The 26,246-nt window shown below is 69.0% G+C and carries 13 protein-coding genes; 4 read left to right on the forward strand and 9 right to left on the reverse strand.

The genetic code is table 11. The features are described 5' to 3' along the window. Nucleotides 1–19 precede the first annotated feature (19 nt). From D7V93_RS08370 to D7V93_RS08380, 3 genes are all read right to left on the reverse strand, one after another. On the reverse strand, nt 20–6,433 hold the full coding sequence (locus D7V93_RS08370) for a type I polyketide synthase (protein WP_120642882.1): 6,414 nt from the start codon (nt 6,431–6,433) through the stop codon (nt 20–22). 23 nt (nt 6,434–6,456) lie between these two features. Further along, nucleotides 6,457–7,911, reverse strand: coding sequence for an SDR family oxidoreductase (locus tag D7V93_RS08375; RefSeq protein WP_120642883.1), 1,455 nt, complete (start codon nt 7,909–7,911; stop codon nt 6,457–6,459). Nucleotides 7,912–7,984: 73 nt separating this feature from the next. Then, entirely contained in the window at nt 7,985–8,539 is a 555-nt protein-coding gene (locus tag D7V93_RS08380) for a hypothetical protein (protein ID WP_244237175.1), read from the reverse strand. Nucleotides 8,540–8,872: 333 nt separating this feature from the next. On the opposite strand from D7V93_RS08380, the gene D7V93_RS08385 reads away from it, so the two are divergent. Further along, nucleotides 8,873–9,937 carry a serine hydrolase domain-containing protein gene (locus tag D7V93_RS08385; protein ID WP_244237176.1) on the forward strand — a complete coding sequence of 355 codons (1,065 nt, stop codon included), beginning with the start codon at nt 8,873–8,875 and terminating at the stop codon, nt 9,935–9,937. A 323-nt stretch (nt 9,938–10,260) separates the two neighbouring features. Here D7V93_RS08385 and D7V93_RS08395 read toward each other — a convergent pair whose 3' ends face one another. From D7V93_RS08395 to D7V93_RS08410, 4 genes are read right to left on the reverse strand one after another with little or no spacing between them, the layout of a single operon-like run. Next, the gene (locus D7V93_RS08395) at nt 10,261–11,556 is read right to left on the reverse strand and encodes a caspase family protein (protein WP_120642885.1); all 1,296 of its coding nucleotides are present in this window, start codon (nt 11,554–11,556) and stop codon (nt 10,261–10,263) included. Further along, nucleotides 11,553–12,866, reverse strand: coding sequence for a clostripain-related cysteine peptidase (locus D7V93_RS08400; RefSeq protein ID WP_158623678.1), 1,314 nt, complete (start codon nt 12,864–12,866; stop codon nt 11,553–11,555). Before D7V93_RS08400 ends, D7V93_RS08395 begins: the two co-directional genes overlap by 4 nt. A gap of 23 nt (nt 12,867–12,889) precedes the next feature. After that, complete coding sequence (locus tag D7V93_RS08405) at nt 12,890–13,765, reverse strand: hypothetical protein (protein ID WP_147451085.1); 876 nt, start codon at nt 13,763–13,765, stop codon at nt 12,890–12,892. A 3-nt stretch (nt 13,766–13,768) separates the two neighbouring features. After that, nucleotides 13,769–15,118, reverse strand: coding sequence for a DUF4403 family protein (locus tag D7V93_RS08410; RefSeq protein ID WP_208722952.1), 1,350 nt, complete (start codon nt 15,116–15,118; stop codon nt 13,769–13,771). Nucleotides 15,119–15,708: 590 nt separating this feature from the next. On the opposite strand from D7V93_RS08410, the gene D7V93_RS08415 reads away from it, so the two are divergent. Continuing rightward, nucleotides 15,709–16,428, forward strand: coding sequence for an ADYC domain-containing protein (locus tag D7V93_RS08415; RefSeq protein ID WP_147451086.1), 720 nt, complete (start codon nt 15,709–15,711; stop codon nt 16,426–16,428). Here D7V93_RS08415 and D7V93_RS08420 read toward each other — a convergent pair. After that, on the reverse strand, nt 16,420–20,184 hold the full coding sequence (locus D7V93_RS08420; protein ID WP_244237177.1) for a bifunctional serine/threonine-protein kinase/formylglycine-generating enzyme family protein: 3,765 nt from the start codon (nt 20,182–20,184) through the stop codon (nt 16,420–16,422). The genes D7V93_RS08415 and D7V93_RS08420 overlap by 9 nt on opposite strands. A 13-nt stretch (nt 20,185–20,197) precedes the next feature. Continuing rightward, nucleotides 20,198–21,715, reverse strand: coding sequence for a sigma 54-interacting transcriptional regulator (locus D7V93_RS08425; RefSeq protein WP_120642892.1), 1,518 nt, complete (start codon nt 21,713–21,715; stop codon nt 20,198–20,200). Between the two features lie 187 nt (nt 21,716–21,902). Here D7V93_RS08425 and D7V93_RS08430 point away from each other — a divergent pair, with 187 nt between their 5' ends. Then, the gene (locus D7V93_RS08430; protein WP_158623679.1) at nt 21,903–23,510 is read left to right on the forward strand and encodes a DUF4403 family protein; all 1,608 of its coding nucleotides are present in this window, start codon (nt 21,903–21,905) and stop codon (nt 23,508–23,510) included. 135 nt (nt 23,511–23,645) lie between these two features. Further along, nucleotides 23,646–26,246, forward strand: a 2,601-nt coding sequence (gene uvrA, locus D7V93_RS08435) for an excinuclease ABC subunit UvrA (RefSeq protein WP_244237178.1), incomplete at its 3' end; no start/stop codon positions are given.

Genomic DNA, 26,246 nt, shown 5'->3' on the forward strand with positions numbered 1-26,246 from the left:
TCCAGGAAGGGAGGGGGCTTCAGGCCATGGGACGGGCGATGCCGCCTTCGACGAGCATGCGCAGGCGTCCCGCGTCGTCGTGCGCCGCCGCGGTGCCGCACTGGAGGACGTCGCCCTCCAGGCGCGGGGCGAGCGCCTTGAGGGAGAGGTGGCGGGACGCGCCGCTCCCCGCCGCCACCAGGTCCCGGTCGAACGTGGTCCGCTGGACCATGATGGGCGCGAACACGTCTCCTGAAACACCCGCGACGTGCATCGCGCTCAGCCGCAGGGCCGCGTCCAGCACGAGCGCGGGCACGCTGCTTCCCGCCTCCCGTGGTGCCTCCGGCAGGCCGAGCCGGGCGAAGCGGGCGTTCCGCTCCAGCCGGATCTCCTCCAGGCAGTCGAACATCTTGCGCAGCTCAATCGGGGAGCCGGTGGCGCAGTGCGGGTCGTGCACGGCCAGTCCATGGCCTGACGCCGTGGCCGCGTCGAGCAGGGGCGAGGCCCGGGGAGGCTCCGCCGTCAGCGTGAAGCGGGCCTCGGCGTAGACGAGGTCGCGTTCGAGCACCACGCCGGAGGCATGGGTGATGTCGCCGAGCAGCCTGACCTGGACGCTGTGGCGGCCGGGCACGTCGGCCAGCGGGGTGCACTCGGCGCGCAGCGACTGGCGGCTTCCCGGCTTCACGCGGATGAAGCGGGAGAACCGGGCGTCCTCGATGGTGACGGTGCGCAGCTCGGGACGGGCGTCTCCCAGCGCCGCCTGGAGCATCAGGTCCAGGGCCCATGCGCCCGGCAGGGTGGGGGTGCCACGGACGAGGTGATCCGCGAGGCAGGGGACGCTCGCCGCGTCGACCACGATGTCCCGCCGCGTGGGCCGATGCGGCTCGGGAGACGGCTCCGGAGGCGGCTCCCGTGTGGCGAGCACCTCCAGGTTGTAGAAGGCGCGCTCGCTCTCGGTGAGCTGCACGTTGATGGGCTGGCACGGGTGGCCGTCCACCAGTTGCAGGAAGAGCGCCTCGCCCTCGTCGGCGCGGATGCCGCGGAGCCGGCGGCTGGCCCCGAGCACCTTGTACTCCGAGCCGCGCGTCATGCCGATGCCGTCCCAGGCCAGCCAGCCCACGCTGCACCAGCGGACCTCCTCACTCGCGTCGCTGACCCAGGCGCAGAGCCGGTCCAGCGCCTCGTTGGCCGCGCCGTAGTCCGCCTGTCCGTCGTTGCCGATGAAGCTGAACGCGGACGTCAGGACATGGAAGGGCACCGGGCGCGCGAGGCGGCTCGCGCAGGCCTCGCGGAGGTTGCGCAGGCCCAGTAGCTTGGTGTCCAGCGTGCTCCGGAGCTCCGAGAGGCGCCGGCGGTTCAGCTTCTTGGACACCTGCGTGCCGGCGCCGTGGACCACCAGGTCCAGCCTGCCGTGCTCGCGGACGAGCTCCTCCACGACCCGCTCCACCTCCTCGGGCCGGGTGACGTCCGCGACCCGGTAGAGCATCTGGCCCGGAAGCCGGGTGAGCCCGTCGAGCGTGGTCCGCAGCTCGCGCACGGCCAGGTACCGCTCGAAGCGCCCGCGCAGCGCGGGCATCCGCTGGGTGCGGTCGCGGGCAAGCTCGGAGGCGTAGAACTCCCGCTCCACGTTCCCCAGCTCCTCGTCGCGCGCCTGGAGCACGCGCTCGGGGGCCTCGGAGGGGTCGCTCCGTCCGACGAGCACGACCTTGCACCCGTACCGCTTGAGGAGCGCCCCGGCGAGGACCGCGGTCACACCGCGTCCGCCGCCCGTGAGCAGGACCACCGAACCGGAGTCGAGCCCGGCCGCCGGCTGGGCCGGGACCTCCGTGGGCTGGAGCAGCCGGACGCAGCGCAGGGGGCCGTCGAAGCAGACCTCGACGGGGGCGCTGTCGTCCTCCGTGCCCAGCTCCGAGCCGACGCGGTCGAGCGCGGCCGGGAGCGGGAGCGGGGTGGTGGAGAGGGCCCGGATGCTCCGCGCGGGAACCTCGCGCCCCAGTGACTTGAGCAGGCCGGCGAAGAGGCCCGTCATGGGATGCAGGGTCCGGCGCGGGCCGACGCCTCCGATGCACAGGCTGGCAAGTTCCACGGCTCCGGAGGTCAGGCCGGCGTAGGCGCGCCGCGCGGCCAGGAAGAGCAGCTCCAGGGCCTCATGGCGCAAGGCCGTGTCGGCGACCACCGAGGACTCGCCCGCGCCGGACTCCATCCGACACACGGCGAGGATGACCTGTGGTTCGAGGCCGAGCGCGTCGAAGCCGGCCTCGGCGGTCTCCTCCCGTGTGAGGTCGATGCCGTGGATCCGCTCGCCGGCATCGGAAGCGCCCGCGTGCAGGATGCGGTAGCCGGAGCCGCACAACGCCCGTGCCTGGGGCACGAGCTCGCGGGCCAGGGCTTCGTCCTGCGCGATGAACAGCACGCGCCGGCCGTTGAGGCGTGACGGTCCTTGCGTCCGGGCCGGGCGCTCGACGAGCACCGGCGCGTGGTAGCCGATGGGCGCCGAGTGATCGAAGCCTTCGGACGTCTCCGCGCTGGAGGGACGCGCCTCCGGAGCCGCAGCGGGCTGGATGCCCTGCCCGGGACGGAGCTGAAGCTCCAGCCGGACGCCGGTCGCTGCATCCGGATGGAAGCGCAGCGTGGTGCCCCGGCCTTCGGATGCGGCGCGAATCGCCCGGAGGACTTCCAGGGACTCCGCCGCCGAGTGGGGCGGAAGCGCGACGTGCGGCCCAGGTCCCTCACAGGCGGACATCCGCAGGTGGCACAGGGGCTTCAGGCCTCGCTGTTCCGCCTTCGCGGCCGTGGTGAGGGCCAGCATCGTCATGCCCTCTTCGGGGGCGGACGCGGCTGGCCCCTCTCCCGGACGACGCGCGTGGGGGCTGCCCACGAGCACCAGGTCGAACCCACTCGCCAGCAAGGCCTGCGAGGCCCGCAGCGACGCGGCCAGCGAGCTGGCTCCCGCGTCCACCACGAAGTTGGGCCCCTTGGTGTCGAGCGCTCCCGCCACCCGCCCCGGGGTGACGTTGGGCATCATCCCCTGGAGCGTGTACGGCCCCGAGGGGCGCAGCGTGCCCAGCACCGCTTCATGCAGGCGATCCGCCAGGGCCAGGGCTGGAGCGGACTCCGGCGCGTGACGGACGTGCTCGCGCAGGCGGCGCCGCGTGGACGCGGCCAGCACGCGGCAGGTGGCCTCCACGCCCCGGCGCGTCTTCCCCTCCAACCCCAGGACGATGGCGGTCCCGGAGCGCAGCGTGTCGAACGCCCCGAGCTTCTGCACGAGGCCGCTCGCCACGATGAGCCCCAGGTGCTGCGTGAAGTCCATGTCCTCGGTGATGTCCGGCAAGAGCCGCACGGACGCGGGCAGGCGGAGGGCCCGCATGTCGAAGCGCGCGCCCGGCGCGTCCGGCACTCCGGTCACCGGTGTCCCGCGTGCATCCGGAAACAGTCCCTCCGCGGCCACCACGACGAGGCCATCTCCAGCGGAGGGCGCGACCCTGGCACGGGCCGCGAGCGGTCCGCCCCGGTACTCCTCCAACAGCAGGTGCGCGTTGGTGCCGCCGAAGCCGAAGCCGTTCGTGGCCGCCCTGCGGGGATGGGCCCCATTCTCCGGCCAGGGCTGCTCCCGCGTGCTCACCACGAAGCCCGACCCCAACGCGCGCAGCCCGGCGCCGGGACGGCCGAAGTGGGATTGCGGAGGGAAGCGCCGGTGCTCCAACGCCTTGCACAGCTTGATGACCGAGGCGGCTCCAGCGGCCCACCCCACGTGGCCAATCAATGCCTTGACGCTGGCGAGCTGGAAGTCGGCGCGCTTGCCGCCGAACACCCGGCCAATCGATTGCAGCTCGGTGGTGTCCCCGGCCGGCGTGGCCGTCCCGTGCGCCTCGATGTATTGGATTGAACCTGGATCAACCCTGGCCGCCGAGTAGCACGCCTCCATCGCGGCCACCTGCCCGTCCGCGCGCGGGACGTTCGCGGAGCTGCTGCGGCCGTCGCTGGAGAGCCCCGCGCCACGGATGACCGCGTGGACCGGCAATCCCGCCGCGACCGCGTCCTCCAGGCGCATCAGGCCCACCACGCCCGCGCCCTCCCCGAAGATGACGCCATCCGCGCGCTCGTCGAACGGACGGCTCCCGGTGGCGGAGAGCCCCTTGAACTGGGAGAACAGACAGCTGTTGCCGGGGCCCGGAGAGAACACACCGCCCGCGAGCACCAGGTCGGCCTCCCCCCGCTCCAGCGCCTTCTTGCCCAGCGCGATGGCGTAGAGCGAGGAGGCACAGGCCGCGTCGAGCAGCATCGTGGACACGCCAGGTCCCACCACGTCCGTCACCACCGCCTGGAGGGTGGGGTGCGGCGCCAGCTCCGAGGACCGCGCCTCGACGCCGAGGACCGTCCGCAGCGACCGCGCCAGCAGGTCGACCTCCGAAGCCTTCTCGCCCCGCTCGCGGAGCAGCGCCTCTCCTGCCTCCAGGCACAGCGCGTCGTCGTACTCGGGCGAGCCGTCCGCGGTGGAGCCCAGCAGGCATTGGATGCGTCCAGGCGCGCGCGGCGCGGTGGAGCGCAGCGCTCCCATCGCCTGCGTGAGCGCGATGGCCAGCAGCTTCTGCTCCCGGCCGTAGTGCTGGAAGTGCACCGGGTCCATCCCCGGGAGCGGCACGAGGTCGGCGTCCTGGACCCGCCCCGTGAGCAACGTGTACGTGCGATCCGGCGTGACGGCCGGGCCCACGAAGTCCACCACCTGGTCCGGGTGGAGCAGGCCCGTATCGACGATGCCGCTGACGCCCTGCTGGATGTTCTTCCAGTAAGCCTCCGGATCCTTCGCGCCGCCCGGGAGCATGCAGCCGAGCGCCACCACCGCGATTTCCGGCTCCACATCCTGGTCCGCCTCACGCGCGACCGCGGGCGCTTCGACCTGCGCGGGGAGCAGGCCATCCACCGACGTCAGCTCCACGGGCGCGTCCGAAAGGACGATGCGCTGGACGATGCGCGTCAGCCGCCCGCCCGTCCCGCAGTCCACGAAGCGGGTGCAGCCCGCTTCCACCAGCGTCTCCACCGTGCCGAGGAAGTCGAATGGACGCACCAGATGGGACGCGAGCGCCCCGGCCAGCTCCTCCCGAGCGCCGGCATACACGCGCCGCTCGATGGGCGAGTAGATGGGGCCGCGCGGTGGGTGCACCGTCATCCCCTCCAGGCCTTCCCGGAACGCGGTGACCGCGGGGGAGAGGCTCCGGTGGTGGAAGGGGTAGCGACTGGAGATGAAGGTGAGCCCCTTGCCCTGTCGCTCCAGGAAGGCGCGGAGCTGCTCCAGCTCCGCGCGAGGACCCGCGACCACCGTCTGTCGCGGGTGGTTGCGGCCGGCGACCTCCAGGTTCCGGGCTCCGCACTCCGCCAGCGCCCGGACGGTCTCCGGTTCCGCGAGGGCGACCGCCGCGAGCGTGCCCAGCTCCCCCGAGAGCGTCTGGAGCGCCAGGATGCGCCGGCACACCACCTCCGCCCCCGTGCGCAGGTCCAGCGCCCCGGCGGCGGTCATGGCCGCGATCTCCCCGAAGCTGTGCCCCACGAACACGTCCGGCCGCGCGCCCTGGTGCTGCATCCACCGGGCGCCGAGCACGCCCGACAGGAAGATGCCGAGCTGATCCAACAGCGGCGCCTGCTCGAGCGCCCGCGTGACCGCGGCGACGTCCTCCGCCGCGAGCAGGGACGTCACGTCGATGCCCAGCGCGCGGCACGCGTCGGAGACGGTCGCCAGCTCCTCCCGCAGCTCCGGCTGGAGCGCCTTCAACCGCAGGAAGAGGGGCGGCTCGAAAGTGCCCTGGCCGGCGAACAGGAACGCCGTGGCACCGGCGGGCAGCCGCGGCACCCGCGCTGGTTCCGGAGGCGCGGGCAGGGGCTCCGTCGGGAGGGTGACCCGCCGCGAGACGCCCCGCGCGCCGGTGTCCGCCAGCAGGGTCCTCGCGAGCTGGCGGACGGCCTCCGGGAACAGCGAGTGGACCGCGCCCCCGCCCTGCAGCGCGCGGTCGCGGAAGCTCTTCGGGCCGTCGGGTTCGTGGATGCCCGCCAGCGAGTCGAAGCTGCGCTGGAAGGACTCCGGGAACGAGCACAGGGTGCCCTGGGCCTTGTCGGCGCAGAGCACGGTCTGGTAGCCGCAGGCCACCGGGGTGCCATCGCTCTTCAGGGTCCGGAAGCAGAAGCGCAGGGAGACCTCGCCCCGCTCCTCCAGGGTCGTCAGCACCACCAGCCGGTCGCCCAGGTTCGCCGGGGCGAGGTTGCGCGAGTAGCCCTCGTAGGTAAGCAGGAGCACCCGGTCGAAGTCGCGCCGGAACTCCGGCACCTCGAAGGCGTGCGGGCTGAAGAGCAGGTGCTCCCGCCCGGCGCACTGGAACTTGAAGTTGGTGAGGAAGTGATGGCTCCCGTAGGCCATCGTGTCGTCGAAGTGGATGTCGTACGGGACGGCGAAGAATTCCATGGCGGTGGCTCCCGGTAGGACGTTCAAGACGGGCGAGCGGCCGGCAGGAGCCCGTCCACGGTTCCAGAGAGGCCGGCGTCCACCACCCAGATGGCGCCGTTCACCCGCTGGGTCTTCGGCCCCAGGAGCAGTTCGGTCACGTCGGCGACGTCGTCCGCGGTGCACAACCGCCCGCCGGGCGTGGCCGACTCCCAGCGCGCGACACGCTCCCGCGCGTCGGGGAACATCCCCAGCAGCTCTCCGTGCACGGGGCCCGCGGACACGCAGTTGGTGCGGATGCCCTCCGGGGCCAGCTCCGCGGCCAGGTAGCGCGTGAGCGATTCGACGCCCGCCTTCACCACGCCCTGGCACCCCAGGTCGTGCATGTACCGCTGGGACATGGAGGTGGACATCGTGACAATGCTGCCGCCCCCGCGCGCGGCCATCAGCGGGCGCGCCCGCATCGCGCACTCATAGGTGCCCGTGATGCAGGTGCGGAACGCCTTGTCCCAGTCACGAGGGGAGATGCGGTCGAACGGGCCGATGAGCCCGTTGGACGCGTTGCACACGAGGAAGTCCAACCCGCCCAACTGCTCCACCAGCGTGGAGAACATCCGCTCCAGATGCTCTTCCTGCGCGACGGAACCCCACAGGTGGAGCGCCTTCCCCCCGGCCTCGACGATGTCCCGGGTGGTCTTCTCCCCGTCCTCGCGCGAGTGGAACGAGTTCACCACCACCGTCGCCCCCGCCCGCGCGAGCCGCGTGGCGATGACCCTGCCAATGCCCTTCCCCGAACCCGTGACGAGCGCGACCTTGCCCGCGAAGGGCAGGTCTGTCCGCAAGGGAAGCGGCGCGGGCGCGACGTGCACGGCAGCAGCGCGCGGTGCCACGAGCGGCGCGGAGGCCGGCATCAGGGCGCGCGCGGCCTCGCAGATGGCGGCCATCGTCCGCGGCCGCACGGCCGGCTTCGGGCCCTCGCCCAGCCCCAGCTCCTTCACCAGCACGGCCATCACCTCCGCCTGCTTCACGGAGTCGATGCCCAGCTCGTCCTCCAGGTCCGCGTCCAGCGTCAGCAGGTCCTCGGGGTAGCGGGTCACCCGAGCGAAAACGGCGCGCACGCGGGCCTCGAGCTCCGGTCCGGCCCGAGGCGCGGAGGCCACCGGCACCACCGTGGGCGGCGCTGGTACGGGCACGGGCACGACGCGCGCGGGGACCGCGGAGGACTCACCGAGCACCTCCGTCACCAGCCCGGCGATCGCCCCGAGCGTCCGCGCCTTCCCGCCCCTGGGCAGTCGCTCCGGAGGCAGGTTGAACTCACGTCCGACGACCGCGGCGATCTCCGCGAGCTTCACGGAGTCGATCCCCAGCTCGTCCTCCAACTGCGCGTCCCCTGTCAGGATGTCGAGCGGATAGCGGGTGACGGAGGCGGCGCACTGACGGACCCGCTCAAGGATGTTCGAAGGCGCACCGGCGCCCTGCTGCGAAAGATGTACGGACATGCTGACCCCTGCCGGTTCACTGCCTGGCGGGGCGCAATGTGCAGTGGGGGTCTGACACGCCCCGAAAAACGACCTACTGCGTGAGGTGTTGACGCCCGTGCGGTGCGTTTTCGGGAATACACGGCGCTTCCTCCGGAAGCGCCACGGCGGCGCGCCGCCAGCCCAGCCCCAGCGCGACGAGCAGGGCCGGCAGCGTGAGCAGGTCCGTGACATCCACGGTGTGCTGCGTGGGCAGCACCTCGGGAATGCGCGCCCCCCCAAGCCAGGCCCTCAGCACATGGAAGGGCCATTGCAGCCCGCCCAGCGCCCAGCTCCACGCATTCCCCGCCTCCACCGAAACCTTCGTCGCGCCGAAGCACAGCCCCGTCAGGAGCACCGCGCCCACGAGCACCGCGCGCGAAGGCCGGAAGGCGTGCGCGCGGCGGCTGGTGGCCTGCTCCCAGAGCGCCTGGAGGAGCACCGGGAACATGGCGAGCCCGGCGACGTCGGAGAGCTTCCCCGTCCACCACGACGGCCAGCGTGCCTTGAAGACGTGGTCGTTGAGGATGAGCAGGACGATCGCCCCCAGCACCGCGGGGTGCAGGAGGCCGCTGCCGGGGAAGGGCTTCCGGTCGCGCGAAGGACTCACGGCTCGGAGATGCTCACGATTCATGGCTTCGAGGTGACTTTCTCCAGGGGCCTGCCATGCCCGGGATGTGAGACCCGTATTGCGCGGGCGTGACGCTCAGCAAGCGGGATGCCATGTCCATCCAGCGGGGGCCGCGGCCACGCCCGCACCGGGCGCCTCACCCTGTGCACGACATGGCTGTCACATCCTGCGGGTATTTCCGTGCCGCAATCGGCACGAGCGGTGCAGCGTTAGCGCTGCGCTAAGAAGTGAAACCCCCAAGGCGGTGAGACGATGTTCCAACGCGTGGCGCTGTTGTCGTTGTGGTGCCTCATGGCTTGTGGAGGGAAGCGGGTGCCCACGGGCCCGGGCTCTCCGCCCGACGCCACCGATGACGGCTGGGCCGTGGCGTCCTTCGAGGACCAGGGCGTGCAGCGCTCCTGGTTCGACTGGCTGGAGCACGACGTCCAGGAGGGCGAGGTGGAGATGCCGGACGCGGTGGTCGTCGCGCGGGACGGCAAGCTCCTCTACGAGCGTTACTGGAACGGCTTTACGCGCGACGAGGCGCACGACCTGCGCTCGGCCACCAAGAGCCTCACGTCGCTGCTGGTGGGCATGGCGCACGAGCGCGGCATCCTCCCGGACCTGGACGCGCCCGTGCTGTCGCTGCTGCCGCACCTGGCCCCGGTCCGCAACCCGGACCCGCGCAAGGAGCGCATCACCCTGCGCCACCTGCTCCAGATGCGCTCGGGCCTGGCGTGTGACGACTGGGATCCGAAGTCGCCCGGCAACGAAGAGGAGATGTACGACACGGACGACTGGGCCCGCTTCATGGTGGATGTGCCCATGCAGGACGAGCCGGGCACCGTGACGCACTACTGCACGGGCGGCGTGGTGCTGCTGGGCGCGGTCCTGGAGCACGCCAGCGGCCGGTCCGTCGCGGACCTCTCCCGGGAATGGCTGTTCGCGCCGCTGAAGGTCCAGGACTTCGCCTGGCAGCCCGCCGGCAAGAAGGGCACGGACACCGGAGGCCACCTGAGCCTGCGCCCGCGCGACTTCCTCAAGGTGGGCCAGGTCCTGCTCGAAGGCGGGACATGGCAGGGCGAGCGCGTCGTCTCCGCGGAGTGGGTGACGGAGTCCAGCAAGGCACTCGGGCCGCTGGGCGACGCGACGTACGGCCACCTGTGGTGGAGCGCCCGCTATGTCATCCAGGGGGTGCCGGTGGACGTGACCTTCGCGCGGGGCAACGGGGGGCAGTACGTCTTCGCGGCCCCCTCGCTGGGGCTCACCGCGGCCTTCACCGCCAGCCACTACAACGAGGCGGGCTCGTCACTGCCGCTGGAGCTGTTCGGGCGGTACGTGCTCCCGGCGGTGATGGGCCACGAACGGCCGGGCCCGGGCTCGTCCGCTCGCAGGTGAAAGAAAAAAGGCCTCCTGTCGATCTTCCCCGCCGTCATTCGTCGCGCTCCCGAGGACCAGACACCCACACCCAAGCCCGTACCCCACCGGCGCGCGAAGAGGAGCGACGACGATGCAATTCATGGTCATCCGCAAGGCGGACAAGGACACCGAGGCGGGCGTGCTGCCGGACGACGCGCTCTGGAATGCGATGGGCACCTACAACGAGTCGAGTGGCTCAAGCGCTGGCCCCGAAGAAGGCGTAGGTGGCCGGAGCCCGCATCGCCTTGTCCGTGCAAGTCGATGGCGGCTTCGTAGTCAGGTCGATGCTGGGAGATTCAGCCTCATTGCACAGGGGCGGAGGAATGGCGCTCCGGCGAGGGGATGACGTCACGCCAGACGCCTCGTACATCCTCGGTGCGTTGGATTTCTCCTGTCTGCGGATCCAGGTGCAGGGTGAAGGTCGCGACATCGAAAAGGCGACCGTGCCGGGCTTCGCTGGCGGGCGTCAGCTCCGTCTCCGAAACCGTGATCATGGGGTCTGGAAAACCGGGCAGCTCCATGCTGAGCCCCACGCTCCATCCCTCGCGCCGGTACCCTCCGAAGATTTCAAAGCCGCCTGTGAAGCTCCTTTGATTGTAGACGAGCAACCGGAAGGTGTTGTCACCTGGCTCCAGCACCACCGGGAAGGGTTGCTTCCTCCCGGCCATCCCCACGAGCTTCTCGTTGCGCAACAGGACCGCCTCGTCATCCGCGGCCAGGCGAGCCAGGAGCGTCGCGGGCTCACGCAACAGCACGTCATCCTCCGCGCTGACGTAGGAGATGAAGACAGGCCACTGTGACGTGAGGCGCATGATGTGGGTCAGCTCGGGGAACACCCCCAGCAGTGTTGCCCCCGGCAACTTCAACAGTCCCGCGAGCGCTCCGGTATAGAGGGACGCGGTCTGCCAGGGATCCGCAGCGCGCATTGAAGGACCTGCGGAGTGGGCTACCAGCGTCTTCGGCCACGCCACCCCTTCCTCCACGAACCCTCCGGACCATGCCTTGCCGAGCATGCCGTTCGAGGCGAATGGATTGTTGCGGCATGCGTCAATGATGACGACGTTGGGATGGGACTGGCGTGGGGCGGAGTTGATGACCTCCTGAAGTGAGACCGCGTGCTCCAGGAGCGCCTTTTCGATGGCCGCTTCATCCGTCGGCGCGGGCGTCCCCATCGGAAAGTCGGTCATGAGGAGGTAGTTTCGGCCCTTCCACTGGACTGCATGGCCTCCGTAATAGAACAGCGACCACACCTCCGCTTCCTCGTCTACCTCTGCCTCGGCCTTGCGCTCTTGCAGGAGCTTCCGGAGCTGCGGTGCCGTGAGGTCGGTCGCGGTCCTTACGTTTGCCAGCCCCACCAGGGTCAGGGAATCCGCAACCATCCGCGCGCCCAGGATGGAGCCGTTCCGCTCTGGTTCGAGGTTCGGGATCGTTCTGTTGGCGACGACGAGGGCTCGCCCGAATTGGACGGGGCGCGTCGGAGGCCGGGGCATCGCGGAGGATTCAGGCGCTGCGTGGACGCCGTGGGTCGTACCGAGGAAGCCGAGGATGAGCGTTGCGACCGCCCAGCTCCAGGTGCGACGGTTCAAAACGTGGCTCATGGCACCCTCGCGAAATACGCGTGCAGGAAGTCCGCCCACTGTTGCTCCCTGACGAACGCCACGGGGTACTGCTGGTTGTCCTTCTCGTACCCATGCTCCTCGAAGATGTCCGTCACGTAGGCATTCCGGCCAGCCGGGAAGTAGATGGCGAGCCCGCTGGCGCCTTCATTCTCCCGGATGGCTCCGGCGAAGGTCTTGAGCACCGCCCGTTGGTGATGGGCGAGCATTGCCGTGAGCGCCTGTTGGATGGCCGGGTTCGCAGTGCGCCGCTGGTACTCCGTGGCAAACTTCTTCAAATCCACGTGGTGGAACCGCTGGTCCCCCGGCCTGGGATTGTCCCGGGCGAAGACAGGCGATGCCTGCCGGGCCTCCTTGATGGCACCCACTTCGGTGTCCAGGGCCTTCACCATGGCATTGCTCAAGGTGCTGACAGCGCCCGCGAGCGAGTCGAGTTCGCTCAGTCGGATGGCGGAGAGCGTCAGGAGCGCATCCGAGTTTGCAAGGTGGGACCTGTACGGGACCGGGTAGGATCTCACGATCGCACGTGCCACCTTGTCGGCGGTGCGCCGCGGATTTCTCACGAGGTCCTTGAGCCACAGGTGATAGGCCCAGCCGTCTCCGGGTTCGAGATCCTCGCTCCCCACCATGATGTCCGAGAACTCGCGCACCGCATAGGCGGTCTCGACCATGCCCATCAGGCAGGCGTCAAAGCCAAGAAGGTCCAGCTTCCTGCCGTTGAGCCCGGCGCGCAGCGCCTGCTGAACCTCGATGTTGTAGAGTTGGTCCCGATCGGTGTCGTCATGGGACACGGACCGGAATGGCATGCCGTGGGCGCTCCGGAAGCGGTCGCCCTGGAATCCGGTGCTCACGGCGTCGCGATAGCCCTGCCCGTGGTCCCAGATGATGAGAGCGTAGTGGTTGGCGGGGTAGGTCGTCATGCCCCAATGGATGAAGTTCTCAAGCGACTGGGGATCTCCCATGTTCACTTCGCCAAGGGCCTGCACGGCCGCATCGGCCAGGGGGGCACGGTCCTTCTTGACCAGGAACCGGCGCGTGTCCGTCCAGCGATTGTAGTCACTCGTATACCCTCCATTCCGGTCAAGTTGGACGACGATATTGACCGACTTGGTGCTTCCGACCTCGGCCATCTCGTAGAAGTCCGCCAGCGCATATTGTTCAAGATTGTTGTCTCCGTTCATGAAGACGAGGACTGTCCAGTCCGCAGTGGATGGTGTCTGGGTGGGCGCACCCATCGCCATGCCCCCATATGAGAGGAGAAGCAGGGTGGAAACGACTGCAAGGGTTCGCATGGCATGGCTCCATTGTGTGTCTGTCATTTCTGCGTGCTCTTGTAGGTCAGGGTGACATCCAAGCTGAAGGAGAAGTGCAGGAGGCCCTGGGCGACTTTCAGCCGCAGATCCTGTCGGGGTTTCACTTCCGCGCGGGCGTCGGGACTGAGCTGGGATTCGAAGAACGCCTCCGCCTTCTTCGCGACGGTGGCCAGTTCCCCGTCGAGGTTCCAGAGGCGTTGGTTCTGGATCGCCGCCTGGAGCAGACCGTCGGGTTCATCGTTGTAGGTCACCGCCACGTCGTCCACCTTCATTCTGACCGAACCGTTCTCCATCGCGAACCGGGGCGTTCCGCGGATCACAAGCAGTCCTTGGAGGTTGTTGCCGCCAATGAGGCGAGCGATCAGCACCAGCTGGGTGTCTTGTGTGGACAGCGTCAGGGATTGCATGCGTGAAGAGCCCTTGAGGAGCTTGAAGATCGACCCTTGCAGGTGTTTGGATATCGCGAGCGACAAGACGGCCGGATCGATGAAACCGTGGACCCGAAGTCCTCCGTCCGCAGGCTGACTCCACAGCCCGGGGGGAAGCGGGGGCGGCTCCTTGAGGCCCACGAGCGCCACGATCCCCCCGGGAATCCGCACGCTGACCGCCTGGGGAGACTCCACGAGCACCTGGGGAGACTGCCGTGGAAGGGACAGCACGATGTGCTCTCCGGTTTCGGGCCAGGCGTAGGTGACGTCCGTCATGAACAGCTTCTCCGCGCGGCACTGGAGCCACTGCCGCATCTGCTCCTGGTGGCCCGCTGGGAGTTCCTTGTCGAACTGGAGGTGGAACAGGGAACCGTCGTGCGCCGACGCCAGCAAAGGCATCATGAGTGCCATGACTCCGAGGAAGCGCGAAACCTGGGCGGAAGACGACATGGGCTATTCACTCCCGGGAATTGACAAGGTGAGCTTCGTGACGACCTCACCGGAGGCTTCGAAGACCACCCTGAAGCCGCCCTCGGTGGTGGTGATGTCGAGAGGCCTGATGTCCTTGAGGGGGGCTCTCAGTGACGTGGCTTGGGGCAGGGCGAGCTGCTCGAAGGCAGCCTCCAGCGACCGGCGGTAGACGTTGAACAAGCCTTCCACCTGCGACCGGACTTGTTGCCTCAGACAGGTGCTCAGTTGGGGGCGGACGAGCAGGTCGAACTGTTTCACCAGCGCCTCGGAGGACTCGGGGGTGTAGTCGAGCCCATCGAGGACGAGGGTGCGCGTCGGAGGGTCGTATCGGGGCCTGCCCCTGAGCCACAGCGTCACGTCGGTGGGCGTTGGCAGGCCGGAGAGGATGTGCGCTGACACCTTGAATCGTGCGAGTCCCTTGCCACCAGAGACCTGGGCCTTGCGAATCTCGACCTCCAGGCCCTGGAATGCGCACCTCCGCGGAAGCTGCTCTCCCAGCAGGCGCGTGGCTTCTTCGAAAGGAATCCTTGCTTCAAGGTTGAGGTGCAGTCCCTCTGTCGGCGGACCGACCTTGAGCGGCGGGAGCGGTGCTGATGCGACCGTTGGGCGAGGTCCCAGGACCACTGATGGCTGGAAGAGCAGCACGAGAGACGTGCTCAAGGCCAGGCCGCTCCCACGCAGGGGCGATACCCGGAGTTCCTTCGGGGAGAGCAGCAACCACGCGGAGGATTGGAGCGGGATGGGAACCGAAGCGGCCCTCCAGAGTTGCTCAGCCACGCCGCGCGCGTCCAGGTGCGCGGCAATGCGCGCATCAAGCTCCGCCGCGGCCAGGGCGAGCCTTCCCGACAGGACCTGTTCGATGTGGGAGGTGACGTCGTAGTCGAGGAACGTCAAGCGACATCGCTGGGGATGCCCGAGCTGAAAGGCAGTCCTCGCCGCGAGGTGCCACTCCGGCGTCCAGGCAAGCCGGGACGACCCGGCGATGTGCAACCGCCTCCGAGGTTCATCTTCCCGTCCGCAGCGCGTCACCTCCGCACAGGTGGCGCTTTCGAAGAACCAGGGCTTCCGCCGGAAGCAGCCTTCCGCCTCGTATTCCATCTGCGTGCTGGCCCGCAGCGACTCTTCCTGGAAGGACAGGGAGAACGGAGCGCGCCACGCCCTGTACCTGATTCCGACCCGGCCCTCGGCGACGAGCGTCCAGGCGCCCGGAGTCTCGATGAGGGAGGGAACCGTATGCTCCAGCACCTCGGGCAGCGTCGTGAGGTCCAGCGTAAGGGGTACTGAGAGCGATGACAGGGGGAGGGCCGCGGCTGTGATGCCGGGCTCCGCCATCGCACCTGCTCCCGCAGGCGTCAGGTGAAGCCATGTCCCCAGGAGCAGACCCTTGCGCATGCGTGTCCTTGAGCACCACTGGCTCCCTTTCACACGCTGGACAGAGCAAGGCCCGGGCCGGGCTCACGCCGTGACGCCCCAGAGGGTGCGCCTGGCGCGGCTGTCAGGTGGATTGGACAACGGTGTCAGCCGGAGTGGAATGCAAGGACGGCGGGGTGGGGGGAACGCGCCCTGGAGGCAGGGGCATGACCCTTGCTGAGAGGGTGTTACATCGCTCTGCTTGGATGAGAGCGAATGCGATAGACACATGAGAATGGAGGTCGTCGATGTCGAAAGGCTTCAATGTTGCCGCGCTCTTCACCCTTGCCCTGCTCTGGGGCTGCCCTCATCCCGACCGCTCTGGAAAGATGCCGAAGCGGGAGCAGCCTCTGGAAGCTCTCTGCCCCGATGACAGAGCCGCCATGAGGGACCACCTTCCCCAGGGAGAGATGCTCCGGGGGCAGTGTCTGGAGAGGGTGGTCCGCGTGAAGAAGGATGCGTCTCATCCAGGTCTCTACGGGGGATACACCGACCTGGGCGAGGTCGTCCCCATGAAGATCTCTGATACGGGGATCGACAACAGGCTCAACGGAGACCACACCATCCGGCTCTTCACGGTGGAGACGGTCGATGGACGCCAGAGCTTCTGCCCGGACGTGAAATACACCCCTCTTCCCACGGAGGCGCAGCGGCGCTGCCCGTCAGGCGTTGCCAGTTGCCCCTACTTCGACGAGCTGAAGGGACGGGCAATGCTCATTCCCGGCTATTGGAAGGACAATGCCTGGCATTCCAGCAAGGACGAATACACGGTCGCGTGCATTTCGGGTGTGGTCGCCAAGTGCGTCAAGTGGGGGTACAAACCAGGAGCCCTCCTGGGCGGCGATCCCCAGAAGCCTCTGGAAGAGACCTTCCAGGCCTGCATTCGCGCCGCCCGCGCGGACTACCTGGGAGACGGCAGGTCCTTCACGTGTTCCAACACGAAGATCGACATGTATGACCGCTGGGGCCTCCAGAAGAAGGAGGTGGATGGCTACACGTTCGAATCCCTTTGGGACAAGGATGGGCTGGTGTGCTTGAAGCGCCCCCGCTACCCGGGCTGTCCGGGCCTCACCACCGCGCCAGATTGTGATGATCCGGTGCCCGGCACGGGCGGGAGCTGGAGCGGCGTCCGGGGCCTGATTGCTGTCTCCAGCTCCGGCACGGACACCCTGGGAGGCAGATGCCCGACGGCGCGCGATGCCTGCGCGTCGGTCGAAAGCGGCTCAAGGTAAAAGGGCTCGCGGTGCGTCCGCGCAGACCCTGAGCCCCACGGTGGGGTCCCGGGTCTGGGGCTCGACAACGGTGCGGTTCGGGGCGAAGGCGATCCAGGCGTCGTAGTACCAGGCACCTCCGCGGATCAATGCTTCGTCCTCGGAGGACGTGGAGCGCACCCACTCGTAGGCGTTCCCGGCGGTGTTCAGGATGCCGAAGGGGCTCGCGGAGCTGGCGTGCGCATCCACCTCGTCGGGACCGAAGGCCTTGCGCTGGTAGGTTTCGTCGATGGTCGCTTCCTCCGGCGACAGCAGCTCTCCGTGGGGGTAGGACCTGCCGTCCGCGCCGCGGGCCGCCCGCTCCCACTCCAGCTCGCTGCAGCGCCGGGCGCCGGGCACCTGTCCCGTCTCCGCGAGCCAGGCGGTGTAGGCATCCACGTCGTGCTGGTCGATGGACATGACCGGGAAGCGCCACCAGTCCTGGGCTCGAGGACGTCCGGGAATCCGCAGGGGGGTGCCTTCCTTCGCGGACACCTGGTTCGCTCCGCTGCCCAGCGTGAGTGTCCACGCGCCGTCCGCGCCGCGCTGGAGCTGGATCGCCATGGGCGCTCCGCCCGAGCGGGGAAGACGGCGGTCGCGCTCGGCCTGGGACGTCCGACTGTCCAGGAACCGGATCCACTCCCCGAACGAGACCTCCGTCCGCTGGATCATGAACGCGCCGGTCCACTCCTCGTGAAGCGGTGTGGACCGGAGCAGCCCGCGCCGCAACACGTCAGGGGCGGTGCTCCCGAAGAGGAACGGGCCCGGTGGCACGTAGACGAAGCCCTCCGGGACCTCGCGCTGGGGCGGAAGCCAGAGCGCGAGCGAAACGGACTCCCCGGACACGAGCAGCAGCGGGTACCGCACCACGGCCCGGTCCGGCGCCCTCACGGTGAGCAGGTAGGAGCCGGGACCGTCGGTGATTTCCACGCTGGTCAGCGGGGCCCGACGCAGCACTCCCGTGGGGACCGGCTTCTTGCGTCCCGCTTCGTCCTCGTACCGCTCCAGCTCCACCATCGCGTCCGGGGGGACGGTGGTGAGCGAAAGCGACGGCGGGCGCTTCAGCCGGGCCTCGCGGACGCCGTCCGGATCGTAGGAGCGCAGGCGCTCCATGAGTTCGCGGTGCGGAGCCGGCTGGTGGAATGCGTCCGCCAGCTGGATCCGTTCGAGTAGCACATCCCCTAACAGCTCCTGCACGCGCCCGTCCCCCGTGCCGAACGTCAGCGCGCCCTCCAGGATCTGCGCTGCCTTTGAAAGAACTGCCTCCGTGCGGTCCGCGGCTTCCTGTGCCTGGGTCCAGAGGCGCTCTGCCTCCTCTCTGCGCTCCGTCGCTTCGGCGGACGTGGCGACCGTTCGCACCTTGAACCGCGCAAAGGCCTCCGTGCGCAACCGTGCAGCCTCGTCCCGGGCCCGCCGTCCCTGCTCGACCTCCACCTTGGCGGCGTCCAGGCGCTCCTCCACCTTCCGCTGGAGTTCCCATCCATCCCTCAACCGGAGGGCGCCCAGCACCAGCAGGAGCGTGAGCGGCACCGCCGCCGTGAGGGACCCGCGCCGGATGCGACCGCGGCGCACGGAGGCCCGCGCCGCCGCCAGGAAGTGGGTGCCCAGAGGGGACGTATCTGCAGGCTCCAGGTGTCGTACCTCGGCGAGCTGGCGTTCGCTCCAGAGCGTCTCCGGGGCATGGCCCAGGCGGACCCACTCCGAGGCCGCGGCTTCGACGCGCTCCCGCAGGGGCCGCTTGCCGGCGTCCGCCTCGAGCCAGTCCCGGAGCGTGGCCCAGCCGTGCAAGAGGGCTTCGTGCGCGACCTCGTAGACGGTTTCCCCGCGCTCTTCGCGCGCGACCAGGAGCCGCCCCCGGACGAGCCCCTCCAGCACGGGGCCCACCTGGGGGACGGTGGCCTCGAGTTCCGCCCGGGTGCGCCGGGCGCGGGTGCCCTCCGGCATCGCGAGCCGCAGGAACACCCTTCGTGCGGACACAATCTGGGCCGGCGGCAGGCTCGCCATCACCCTGTCCGCGTGGCGCGCGAGCGCACCGCCCACCCCGCCAATCGTGGCGAGCGCGGACGCGGGAATGCGCTGGAGCGTTTGATCACGCGCTTCCCAGAGTTCGGCCATGGCGAACTGCAGGAGCGGCAGTCCTCCCCTGGAAGTGTCCGACGAGGACACGAGGGCTTCGACGACGGCCTCGGACTCGAATGTCACCCCCTTGCGCCGCGCCGGCTCGACGATGGCTGCCCGTGCCCCGGCGGGAGAGAGACCCCGGAGCAAGTACAGCCCTCGCGGCACCTCGTCGCCGAGGACCGGCAGTCCGGCGAACTGGGAGAGGAAGTCACCCCGCACCGTCACCAGGACGCGCAATCCGGTGGCCGCCTGGAGCATCCAGCCCAGCGCCTCGCCACAGGCCAGGGCCTCCTCGGGGGGCGCCTGTGTGAAGAACTCCTCGGCCTGGTCGAGGAAGACGATGACTCCCGTGTTTCGCTCAAGACCTACGCGCAGCTCGCGGCAGAAGCCCTGGGGGTCGTTCCAGAGTTGCTCGGTCAGCGGGCCTTCTTCCTTGCCGAGCGCCTCGGCGGTCGCGGCCGCGAGGGCGGCGACTGGAGCGCGTCCCGGCACGAAGCGGATGGCGCGGTAGGTCCTGCCGTCCTCAAGCGCCCCTTCGACGAGTGACGGCAGGACGCCCGCCCGACACAGCGACGACTTCCCCACACCAGAGTGTCCTGTGACGACGACCAGGGGGCCGCTCCGCAGCCGCTCGACGATCTCCATGCGCTCCGCGTCCCGGCCGAAGAAGAGCGTGCGGTGGTTCGCATCGAAAGCCTGGAGACCTCGGTACGGATTGCCCTCCGGGATGTCTCCCGGGGCGCGTTCGTCCAACACCGCGTCGAGGGCGCCCAGGAGTTCCTCCGCGGACGCGTAGCGGTGCCCGGGCTCGCGCAGCAGGCAGCGGGCGATGATGGCCTCGAACCGGGGCTCGACTTCCTTCACCCACTGCCTGAGCGGTACCGGCTCCAGCTCGGTCCATTCCTCGAGCGAGGCGGACGGTGACGCCGTCTGCCGGGGCGCCACGCCGGAGCACAACTCGTAGAGCACGGCTCCCACGGCATAGAGGTCACTCGCGCGGGTGGCCGCCGCCCCCTGGAGCGTTTCGGGCGCCATGTAGAGCGGGGTACCCACGAGCCCTCCCGCGCCGCTCAGGGGGCTCACGGGAGGCTGTGCCGGGGACTCCAGACGTTCTCCGTCGGACGAAGGCGCTTCCGCGAGCAGCTTGGCCAGCCCGAAGTCCAGGAGCTTGACCTGGCCCTCGTCGGTCAACATGACATTGGCGGGCTTGATGTCCCGGTGGAGCACGCCACCCCGATGCGCGGCGGCCAGCCCGCGCGCCAGGCTGCTCCCGATGTGGAGCACCTGCTTCCAGGGCAGCGGCTTGGGCAGCGCTTCGAGGCTCTGCCCCCGGACGAACTCGGTGACCAGGTAGGGACGACCGTCGAGGTCGCCCACGCGGTGGATGGCGACGACGTTGGGATGCGACAGCCGGGCGATGGCGCGCGCCTCCACCTGGAAGCGTTGGCGGGCTCGCGCGTCCGGGCGCACCATGGCCACGAACTTCACGGCCACGTGGCGCTCGAGCAGCGTGTCCTCCGCCAGATAGATCTGTCCCATCCCGCCCTGGCCAATGAGGTGGAGGAGCCGGTACTCCTCGATGACCCGCGGGGGTTGCCAGCTCGGAAGGGCCCTCACGCCGTCTTCCGTTTCATGACTTCTTGCGCTCGATTCCGAAGCCCGCGATCAGGTTGTAGACATGGGCGCGAGAGAGCTCCAACCGCTCCGCGCACTCAGAGATGTTCCAGTTGGTCTCCTCCAGGGTCTTCTCCAGGAGCTGTCGCTGAAATTGACGGGTGGCTTCGTGGTAGCTGAGCCACTGGGGCCTGGCCGGCCCCGAAACCCGTGACGGGAAGAGGTGGCGACGATCCACCTGGGACACGCCTTCCACGCCAGCACGGGCCACGGCCGCCTCGACCTTGTTGGCGATCTCCCGGATGTTTCCGGGCCATTCGACCGCCTGCATGGCGAGCATGGCCCCGGGAGACAGTCGGAGCCGAGGACGCTTCTGGGCCTCGCAGGCTCGCGCGCAGAAATGCTCGGCCAGGGCGGGAATGTCTTCGCGCCGCTCCGAGAGGGCCGGCATGGGGATGGGGAGGACCTCCAGGCGATAGCGCAGGTCGTCCCGAAAGGTCTTCCGCGCGACGGCCGCCTCCAGGTCGCTGTTGGTCGCGGCGATCACCCGCACGTCCGCGACGAGCGGGCTCGTGTCGCCCAGCCGGAAGTACTGCTTTGACTGGAGGAACTGCAACAGCTTGGCCTGGACCCCCAGAGGCAGTTCACCAATCTCGTCCAGGAAGAGGGTTCCTCCTTCCGCGGCGTCGATCTTCCCCTTCATCAGCTTGTCCGCGCCGCTGAAGGCGCCACGCACCGCGCCGAAGAGCTCGCGCTCCGCAAGCGTCTCCTGGAGGTTCGCGCAGTTCAGCTCCACGAAGGGCTTCCTGGCCCGCTCGCTGTTGTCGTGGACGACGCGCGCGACCTGGGTTTTTCCCGTGCCGGACGGCCCGGTGATGAGCACCGCGATGTCACACGAGGCGGCGACAGCCACCTGTTCGAGCACCCGCGCCATGGCGGCGCTGCGGCCAATCACAGACTCGGTCCGGATCAGCCTGCGGAAGGGGAGGGTGGGGTCGGGCCCGTGCTGCTGCCTCCTCAGAAGGAGGCGGTCCGCGAAGATCGCCAGGTGGCGCGTGAAGCGTTCGACCCGGTGGCGATCCTCCTCGGAGAAGGACCCCGGCCCCACCCGGTCCTGCAGGTACACGACGCCCAGCGGAGGATGTCCGATGGGCGCGCACAGCACGGCTCCCGTCTTGTTGCGTTGGACGCTTCTCCGTGAGGAGAAGCGGGGGTCCTCCAGGACCGACGTGGAGACCACGGTCTGTCCGGAGGCGATCGCCGCCCCGAGCACCCCGCGTGAGACCACGGCGCGAATGGCCTCGACGTCTTCGTCGTAGCAGCCGTGCGCCATCCACAAGCCGGGGGTGTCCGATCCGCTCTGGGCGTCCAGGATCTCCAGATAGCCTTGTTGCGCGGAGGAGATGCGGACAATCAGTGACAGGGCTTCTTCCAGGAAGGGTTCAATCTCGTCCTTGCCTCCCAGTTCCAGCAGGTTCCGATAGAGGTCTCTCTCTTGCTGCAGATTCACCACGTCCGGGGGGACGACTTCCATTGGCCCAATGTAGCCAATGTGTGAGCGCGAGGCCATGTCATGGGAATTGGACAGTCCTTCCAGTCACCTGGAACCACGGCTGCGAGTCCCCAGGGGGCTCCGGCGGAGAAGGGTTGGCGTGGAGGTTGCTTATGGCCTCGTCGCCGGACGAAGCCCTGGCGCCGGCGGAAATCGCGAGGAGTTCCACATGAGTCATTCGTCCCGGTGTACCGCGGCGAAGTCCCTGGTCCTGTCCGCACTGCTGTGGGGAAGCTGTACCTTCGCACAGGAGTTGGCGCGCGTGACGGCGGACGAGCCCCGGGTGCCGGATTCGGTGGTCACGCTTCCCGTCACGGTCGACTTCAGCGCGGGGCGCGCGCTGCTGCTCCAGCAGATGCCTCAACCGCTCGCGTCAGGGCGGATCCGCCAGAAGGTCCCCGTGCATGTCTCCGTCCTCAAGCCTGTTACGAAGATCGTGGAGGTGCCCCGGCAGGCGATCCGGAAGGTCTGGGGGAAGTTACCGAAAAGGGTCAAGGTCGGTAGCTGCATCTGGAATCCGCTGACGTGCTTCCAAACAATGCTTGTGGACGTCCTGATTGACGAGGTCTTTACGGTCATCGACAAGGTCGAACAGACCGTCATGGCGCCCGTGAATGAACTGAGCCCTCTCGATGTGGAGATCGCGTACGGCGCTTCCGTCACGGACCTCGACTTCAACATCCAGGGGGAGATGCTGACCGCCAGTGTGGTGATCGAGGCCTTCGTCAACGGCAGTGTGGACGCTTCAGTCCTCAAGGTGGGGGCGGTCAGTTGTGGCGTAAAGGAGGCGAAGCCACGGATCCGCCTGACCACGACAGGCCCCGTGCGTTGGACGCCCGAGGGGACGCTGACGTTCTCCCAGCAGGCTTGGAAGCTTGACTGGGAGCGTCCCTGCCTGCTGACCGCCTTCGACATCAAGGCCGAGGACCTCCTGGATTTGCCCGGCATCCGGGGCATCGTCCAAAAGAAACTTGAAGAAGGCATTTCCAAGCTCCCATCCTCGTACTCTCTCCGTCCGCATCTCGAGAATGCGTGGCTGGCATTGGGAAAGCCCCTTCCCCTCCACGAAGGGGCCTGGCTCCAGGTCCATCCCGTGTCGCTGGCCGTGGGTGGACTGAAGGGAAATGGGAAGACGGTGTCTGCGGTGGCATCCGTGACCGCGCGTCCCTTTGTCACCTATGGGGATGAGCCTGAAGCCGCCGCCGTCCCCTTTCCTGCCATTGGGACGACGCTTCCCACGTCCCGGCGCTTCACGCTCTCGCTGGAGGGCGAAGTCAGTCTTCGCGAGGCGGAGTCCCAACTCGTCAGGAAGCTCGAGACGCTGCTGCAGGGGGCGGGCAAAGGTGAATTCCAGGTCGCGCAGGTACGGCTCCAAGGAAACGCCGATGGGCTCATCGAGGTGACGCTGGGACTGACCCGACCGCTCGCTGCTGAAATCCACCTCCGGGGCATGCTCCACCTGGATGCAGAAAAGGAAGAACTCCGCATCCAAGACCCCGCCTTCACGGTGGTGACGGACGAAGTGAGCGCCTTGCTCGCGGACGCGCTGTTCCATGACACCGTGCTGGAATGGGTCCGTGCAGAGGTTCGGTTCCCATTGCCCCAGCGCCTGCGCAAGAGCGGAGCGTCGCTCCAGCAAGCCTTCATCCGGGGGGAGAGCTACGAGGTGAAGATCCAGCCCGAAGCCCTTCGGCTGACCGGAGTCCGCAGCAATGGCGACATGCTCAAGATCACGGCATCCGCGGAGGGGACCGCCGAGGGCACCTTCAAGCTCTAGCCAGGGGGCGCCTTGATTGCCGCTGGGGTCCTGTCGTCTTCCGGACGGTGAAAGCAGGGCGCGCATCGGGATTCAGACGGGGCGCGCGCGTCGTGGATGACCGTGGCGCTCGCGGTGGGCACCTTCCGCTCCGGCATGGCTCCTCCCAAGACGACCCGCACCCGGAAGACTCCCGACCCCACAGGCTTCGTGCGCGTGCGCGGGGCCCGTGAGCACAACCTGAAACACGTGGACGTGGACCTCCCGCGCGATGCGCTGGTGGTCTTCACGGGGGTGTCCGGCTCAGGCAAGTCGTCGCTGGCGTTCGGGACGCTGTACGCGGAGGCGCAGCGGCGCTACTTCGAGTCCGTGGCCCCGTATGCCCGGCGCCTGATTGATCAGGTGGGCGTCCCGGAGGTGGACTCCATCGACGGGCTTCCGCCCGCGGTGGCGCTCCAGCAGCACCGGGGGGCGCCCACGTCGCGCTCGTCGGTGGGGAGCGTGACGACGCTGTCGAACTCGGTGCGCATGCTGTACTCGCGCGCCGGCACGTACCCGCCGAAGCTGGGCCGGCTGGACTCCGACGCCTTCTCACCCAATACGCCCGCGGGGGCGTGCTCCCGGTGCCACGGCATCGGCCGGGTGTTCGAGGTGACCGAGCGCTCCATGGTGCCCGACGACAGCCTGACCATTCGCGAGCGTGCCATCGCCGCGTGGCCGCCCGCGTGGCACGGCCAGAACCTGCGCGACATCCTGGTGACGCTCGGCTACGACATCGACACGCCCTGGCGCGACCTGCCGAAGAAGGACCGGCAGTGGATCCTCTTCACCGACGAGCAGCCCGAGGTGCCCGTCTACGCGGGCTTCACGCGCGCGGAGGTCAAACGGGCGCTCGCGCGCAAGGAGCCGCCCAGCTACATGGGCACCTTCACCGGCGCGAAGCGCTACGTGCTGACCACCTTCGCGACGACCCCGAGCGCGATGATGAAGAAGCGCGTCGCCCGCTACATGGTCGCCAGCGAGTGTCCGGAGTGCGAGGGCAAACGCCTGAAGCGTGAGTCCCTGTCGGTGACGTTCGCGGGGCGCGACATCGGCGAGCTGTCCCGGATGCCCCTGGAGCAGGTCGCGGAGCTCCTGACGACGACGGCGGAGGGGAAGGGGAAGGCCGCGGAGGCCCTGGCCCGAGAGCACCCGGAGAAGGTCATCGTCGCCCAGCGCATCACGAAGGACCTGCTGGCCCGCATCCAGGTGCTGACGGACCTGGGCCTGGGCTACCTGTCCCTGGAGCGCAGCACGCCCACGCTGTCGCCGGGGGAGCTGCAGCGGCTGCGGCTCGCGACGCAGGTGCGCTCCAACCTCTTCGGCGTGGTGTACGTGATGGATGAGCCGTCCGCGGGCCTGCACCCGGCCGACACGGAGGCCCTGCTCACGGCGCTGGACCGGTTGAAGGCGGCGGGCAACTCGCTGTTCGTGGTGGAGCACGAGGTGGACGTCATCCGCCACGCGGACTGGATCGTCGACGTAGGCCCGGCCGCCGGTGAGCATGGCGGGCGCGTGCTCTACAGCGGGCCGCCGGAGGGGCTCGCGAAGGTGGAGGCGTCCCGCACGCGGCGCTACCTCTTCGAGGAGGAGGTCGTGCGCCGCCGGGAGCCCCGGAAGGCCACCGGACGGCTGCGGTTGGAAGGGGTGAAGCGCAACAACCTGCGGGGCGTGGACGTGGACTTCCCCCTGGGCGTCTTCACCACCGTCACCGGCGTGTCCGGCTCCGGCAAGTCCAGCCTCGTGAGCCAGGCCCTGGTGGAGCTGGTGGCCACGCGGCTGGGGCAGGCGCTGACGGCGGAAGAGGAGGAGGGCGAGCCGCTGGACCGCGAGCCGACGATGGCCAGCGAAGGGCACATCGCGGAAGGGATGCACGCGCTCAAGCGGCTGGTGACGGTGGACCAGAAGCCCATTGGCCGCACGCCGCGCTCCAACCTCGCGACCTACACGGGCCTGTTCGACCACGTGCGCAAGCTGTTCACGGCGACGCCCCTGGCCCGGTCGCGCAAGTACGGCGCGGGCCGCTTCTCCTTCAACACGGCGGGAGGCCGCTGCGAGACGTGCGAGGGCGAGGGCTTCGTCAGCGTGGAGCTGCTCTTCCTGCCCAGCGTGTACGCGCCGTGCCCCACCTGTCACGGCACCCGCTACAACGCGAAGACGCTGGAGGTGCGCTACCGCGAGCGGAACATCGCGGAGGTGCTGGGAATGACGGTGGACGGCGCGTTCGACTTCTTCACCGAGGAGCCACCCCTCGTGCGCGCGCTCAAGGTGCTCCGCGACGTGGGGCTGGGCTACCTGAGGCTGGGCCAGCCCGCGACGGAGCTGTCCGGCGGTGAAGCGCAGCGCATCAAGCTGGCCACGGAGCTGCAACGCACCCAGCACGGCGACACGCTCTACGTGCTGGATGAGCCCACCACCGGCCTGCACCCGGCGGACGTGGACAAGCTGATGGCGCAGCTGGAGGGGCTGGTGGATGCGGGCAACACCGTCATCGTGGTGGAGCACGACCTGCGCGTCATCGCCGCCAGCGACCACGTCATCGACGTGGGGCCCGGCGCGGGAAATGCCGGAGGCCGGGTGGTGGCCCAGGGCACGCCAGGGGAGGTGGCGCGGGTGAAGGAGAGCCGCACCGCGCCGTACCTGGCGCGCGTCCTCGGTATAGATAGGGTACATCCGGGGCCCGTGAAGCCCGTGACCCCCTCCCACCTGTCTCTTATA

It is taken from the genome of Corallococcus llansteffanensis, assembly GCF_003612055.1.
Lineage (GTDB): Bacteria > Myxococcota > Myxococcia > Myxococcales > Myxococcaceae > Corallococcus > Corallococcus llansteffanensis.

Bases quoted from the DNA above. Each gene is read 5' to 3' on its own strand.
- D7V93_RS08370 (WP_120642882.1), bottom strand. From the start codon at position 6,433: ATGGAATTCTTCGCCGTCCCGTACGACATCCACTTCGACGACACGATG.
- D7V93_RS08375 (WP_120642883.1), bottom strand. From the start codon at position 7,911: ATGTCCGTACATCTTTCGCAGCAGGGCGCCGGTGCGCCTTCGAACATC.
- D7V93_RS08395 (WP_120642885.1), bottom strand. From the start codon at position 11,556: ATGAGCCACGTTTTGAACCGTCGCACCTGGAGCTGGGCGGTCGCAACG.
- D7V93_RS08400 (WP_158623678.1), bottom strand. From the start codon at position 12,866: ATGCGAACCCTTGCAGTCGTTTCCACCCTGCTTCTCCTCTCATATGGG.
- D7V93_RS08405 (WP_147451085.1), bottom strand. From the start codon at position 13,765: ATGTCGTCTTCCGCCCAGGTTTCGCGCTTCCTCGGAGTCATGGCACTC.
- D7V93_RS08410 (WP_208722952.1), bottom strand. From the start codon at position 15,118: ATGGCGGAGCCCGGCATCACAGCCGCGGCCCTCCCCCTGTCATCGCTC.
- D7V93_RS08415 (WP_147451086.1), top strand. From the start codon at position 15,709: ATGAAGATCTCTGATACGGGGATCGACAACAGGCTCAACGGAGACCAC.
- D7V93_RS08425 (WP_120642892.1), bottom strand. From the start codon at position 21,715: ATGGAAGTCGTCCCCCCGGACGTGGTGAATCTGCAGCAAGAGAGAGAC.
- D7V93_RS08430 (WP_158623679.1), top strand. From the start codon at position 21,903: ATGAGTCATTCGTCCCGGTGTACCGCGGCGAAGTCCCTGGTCCTGTCC.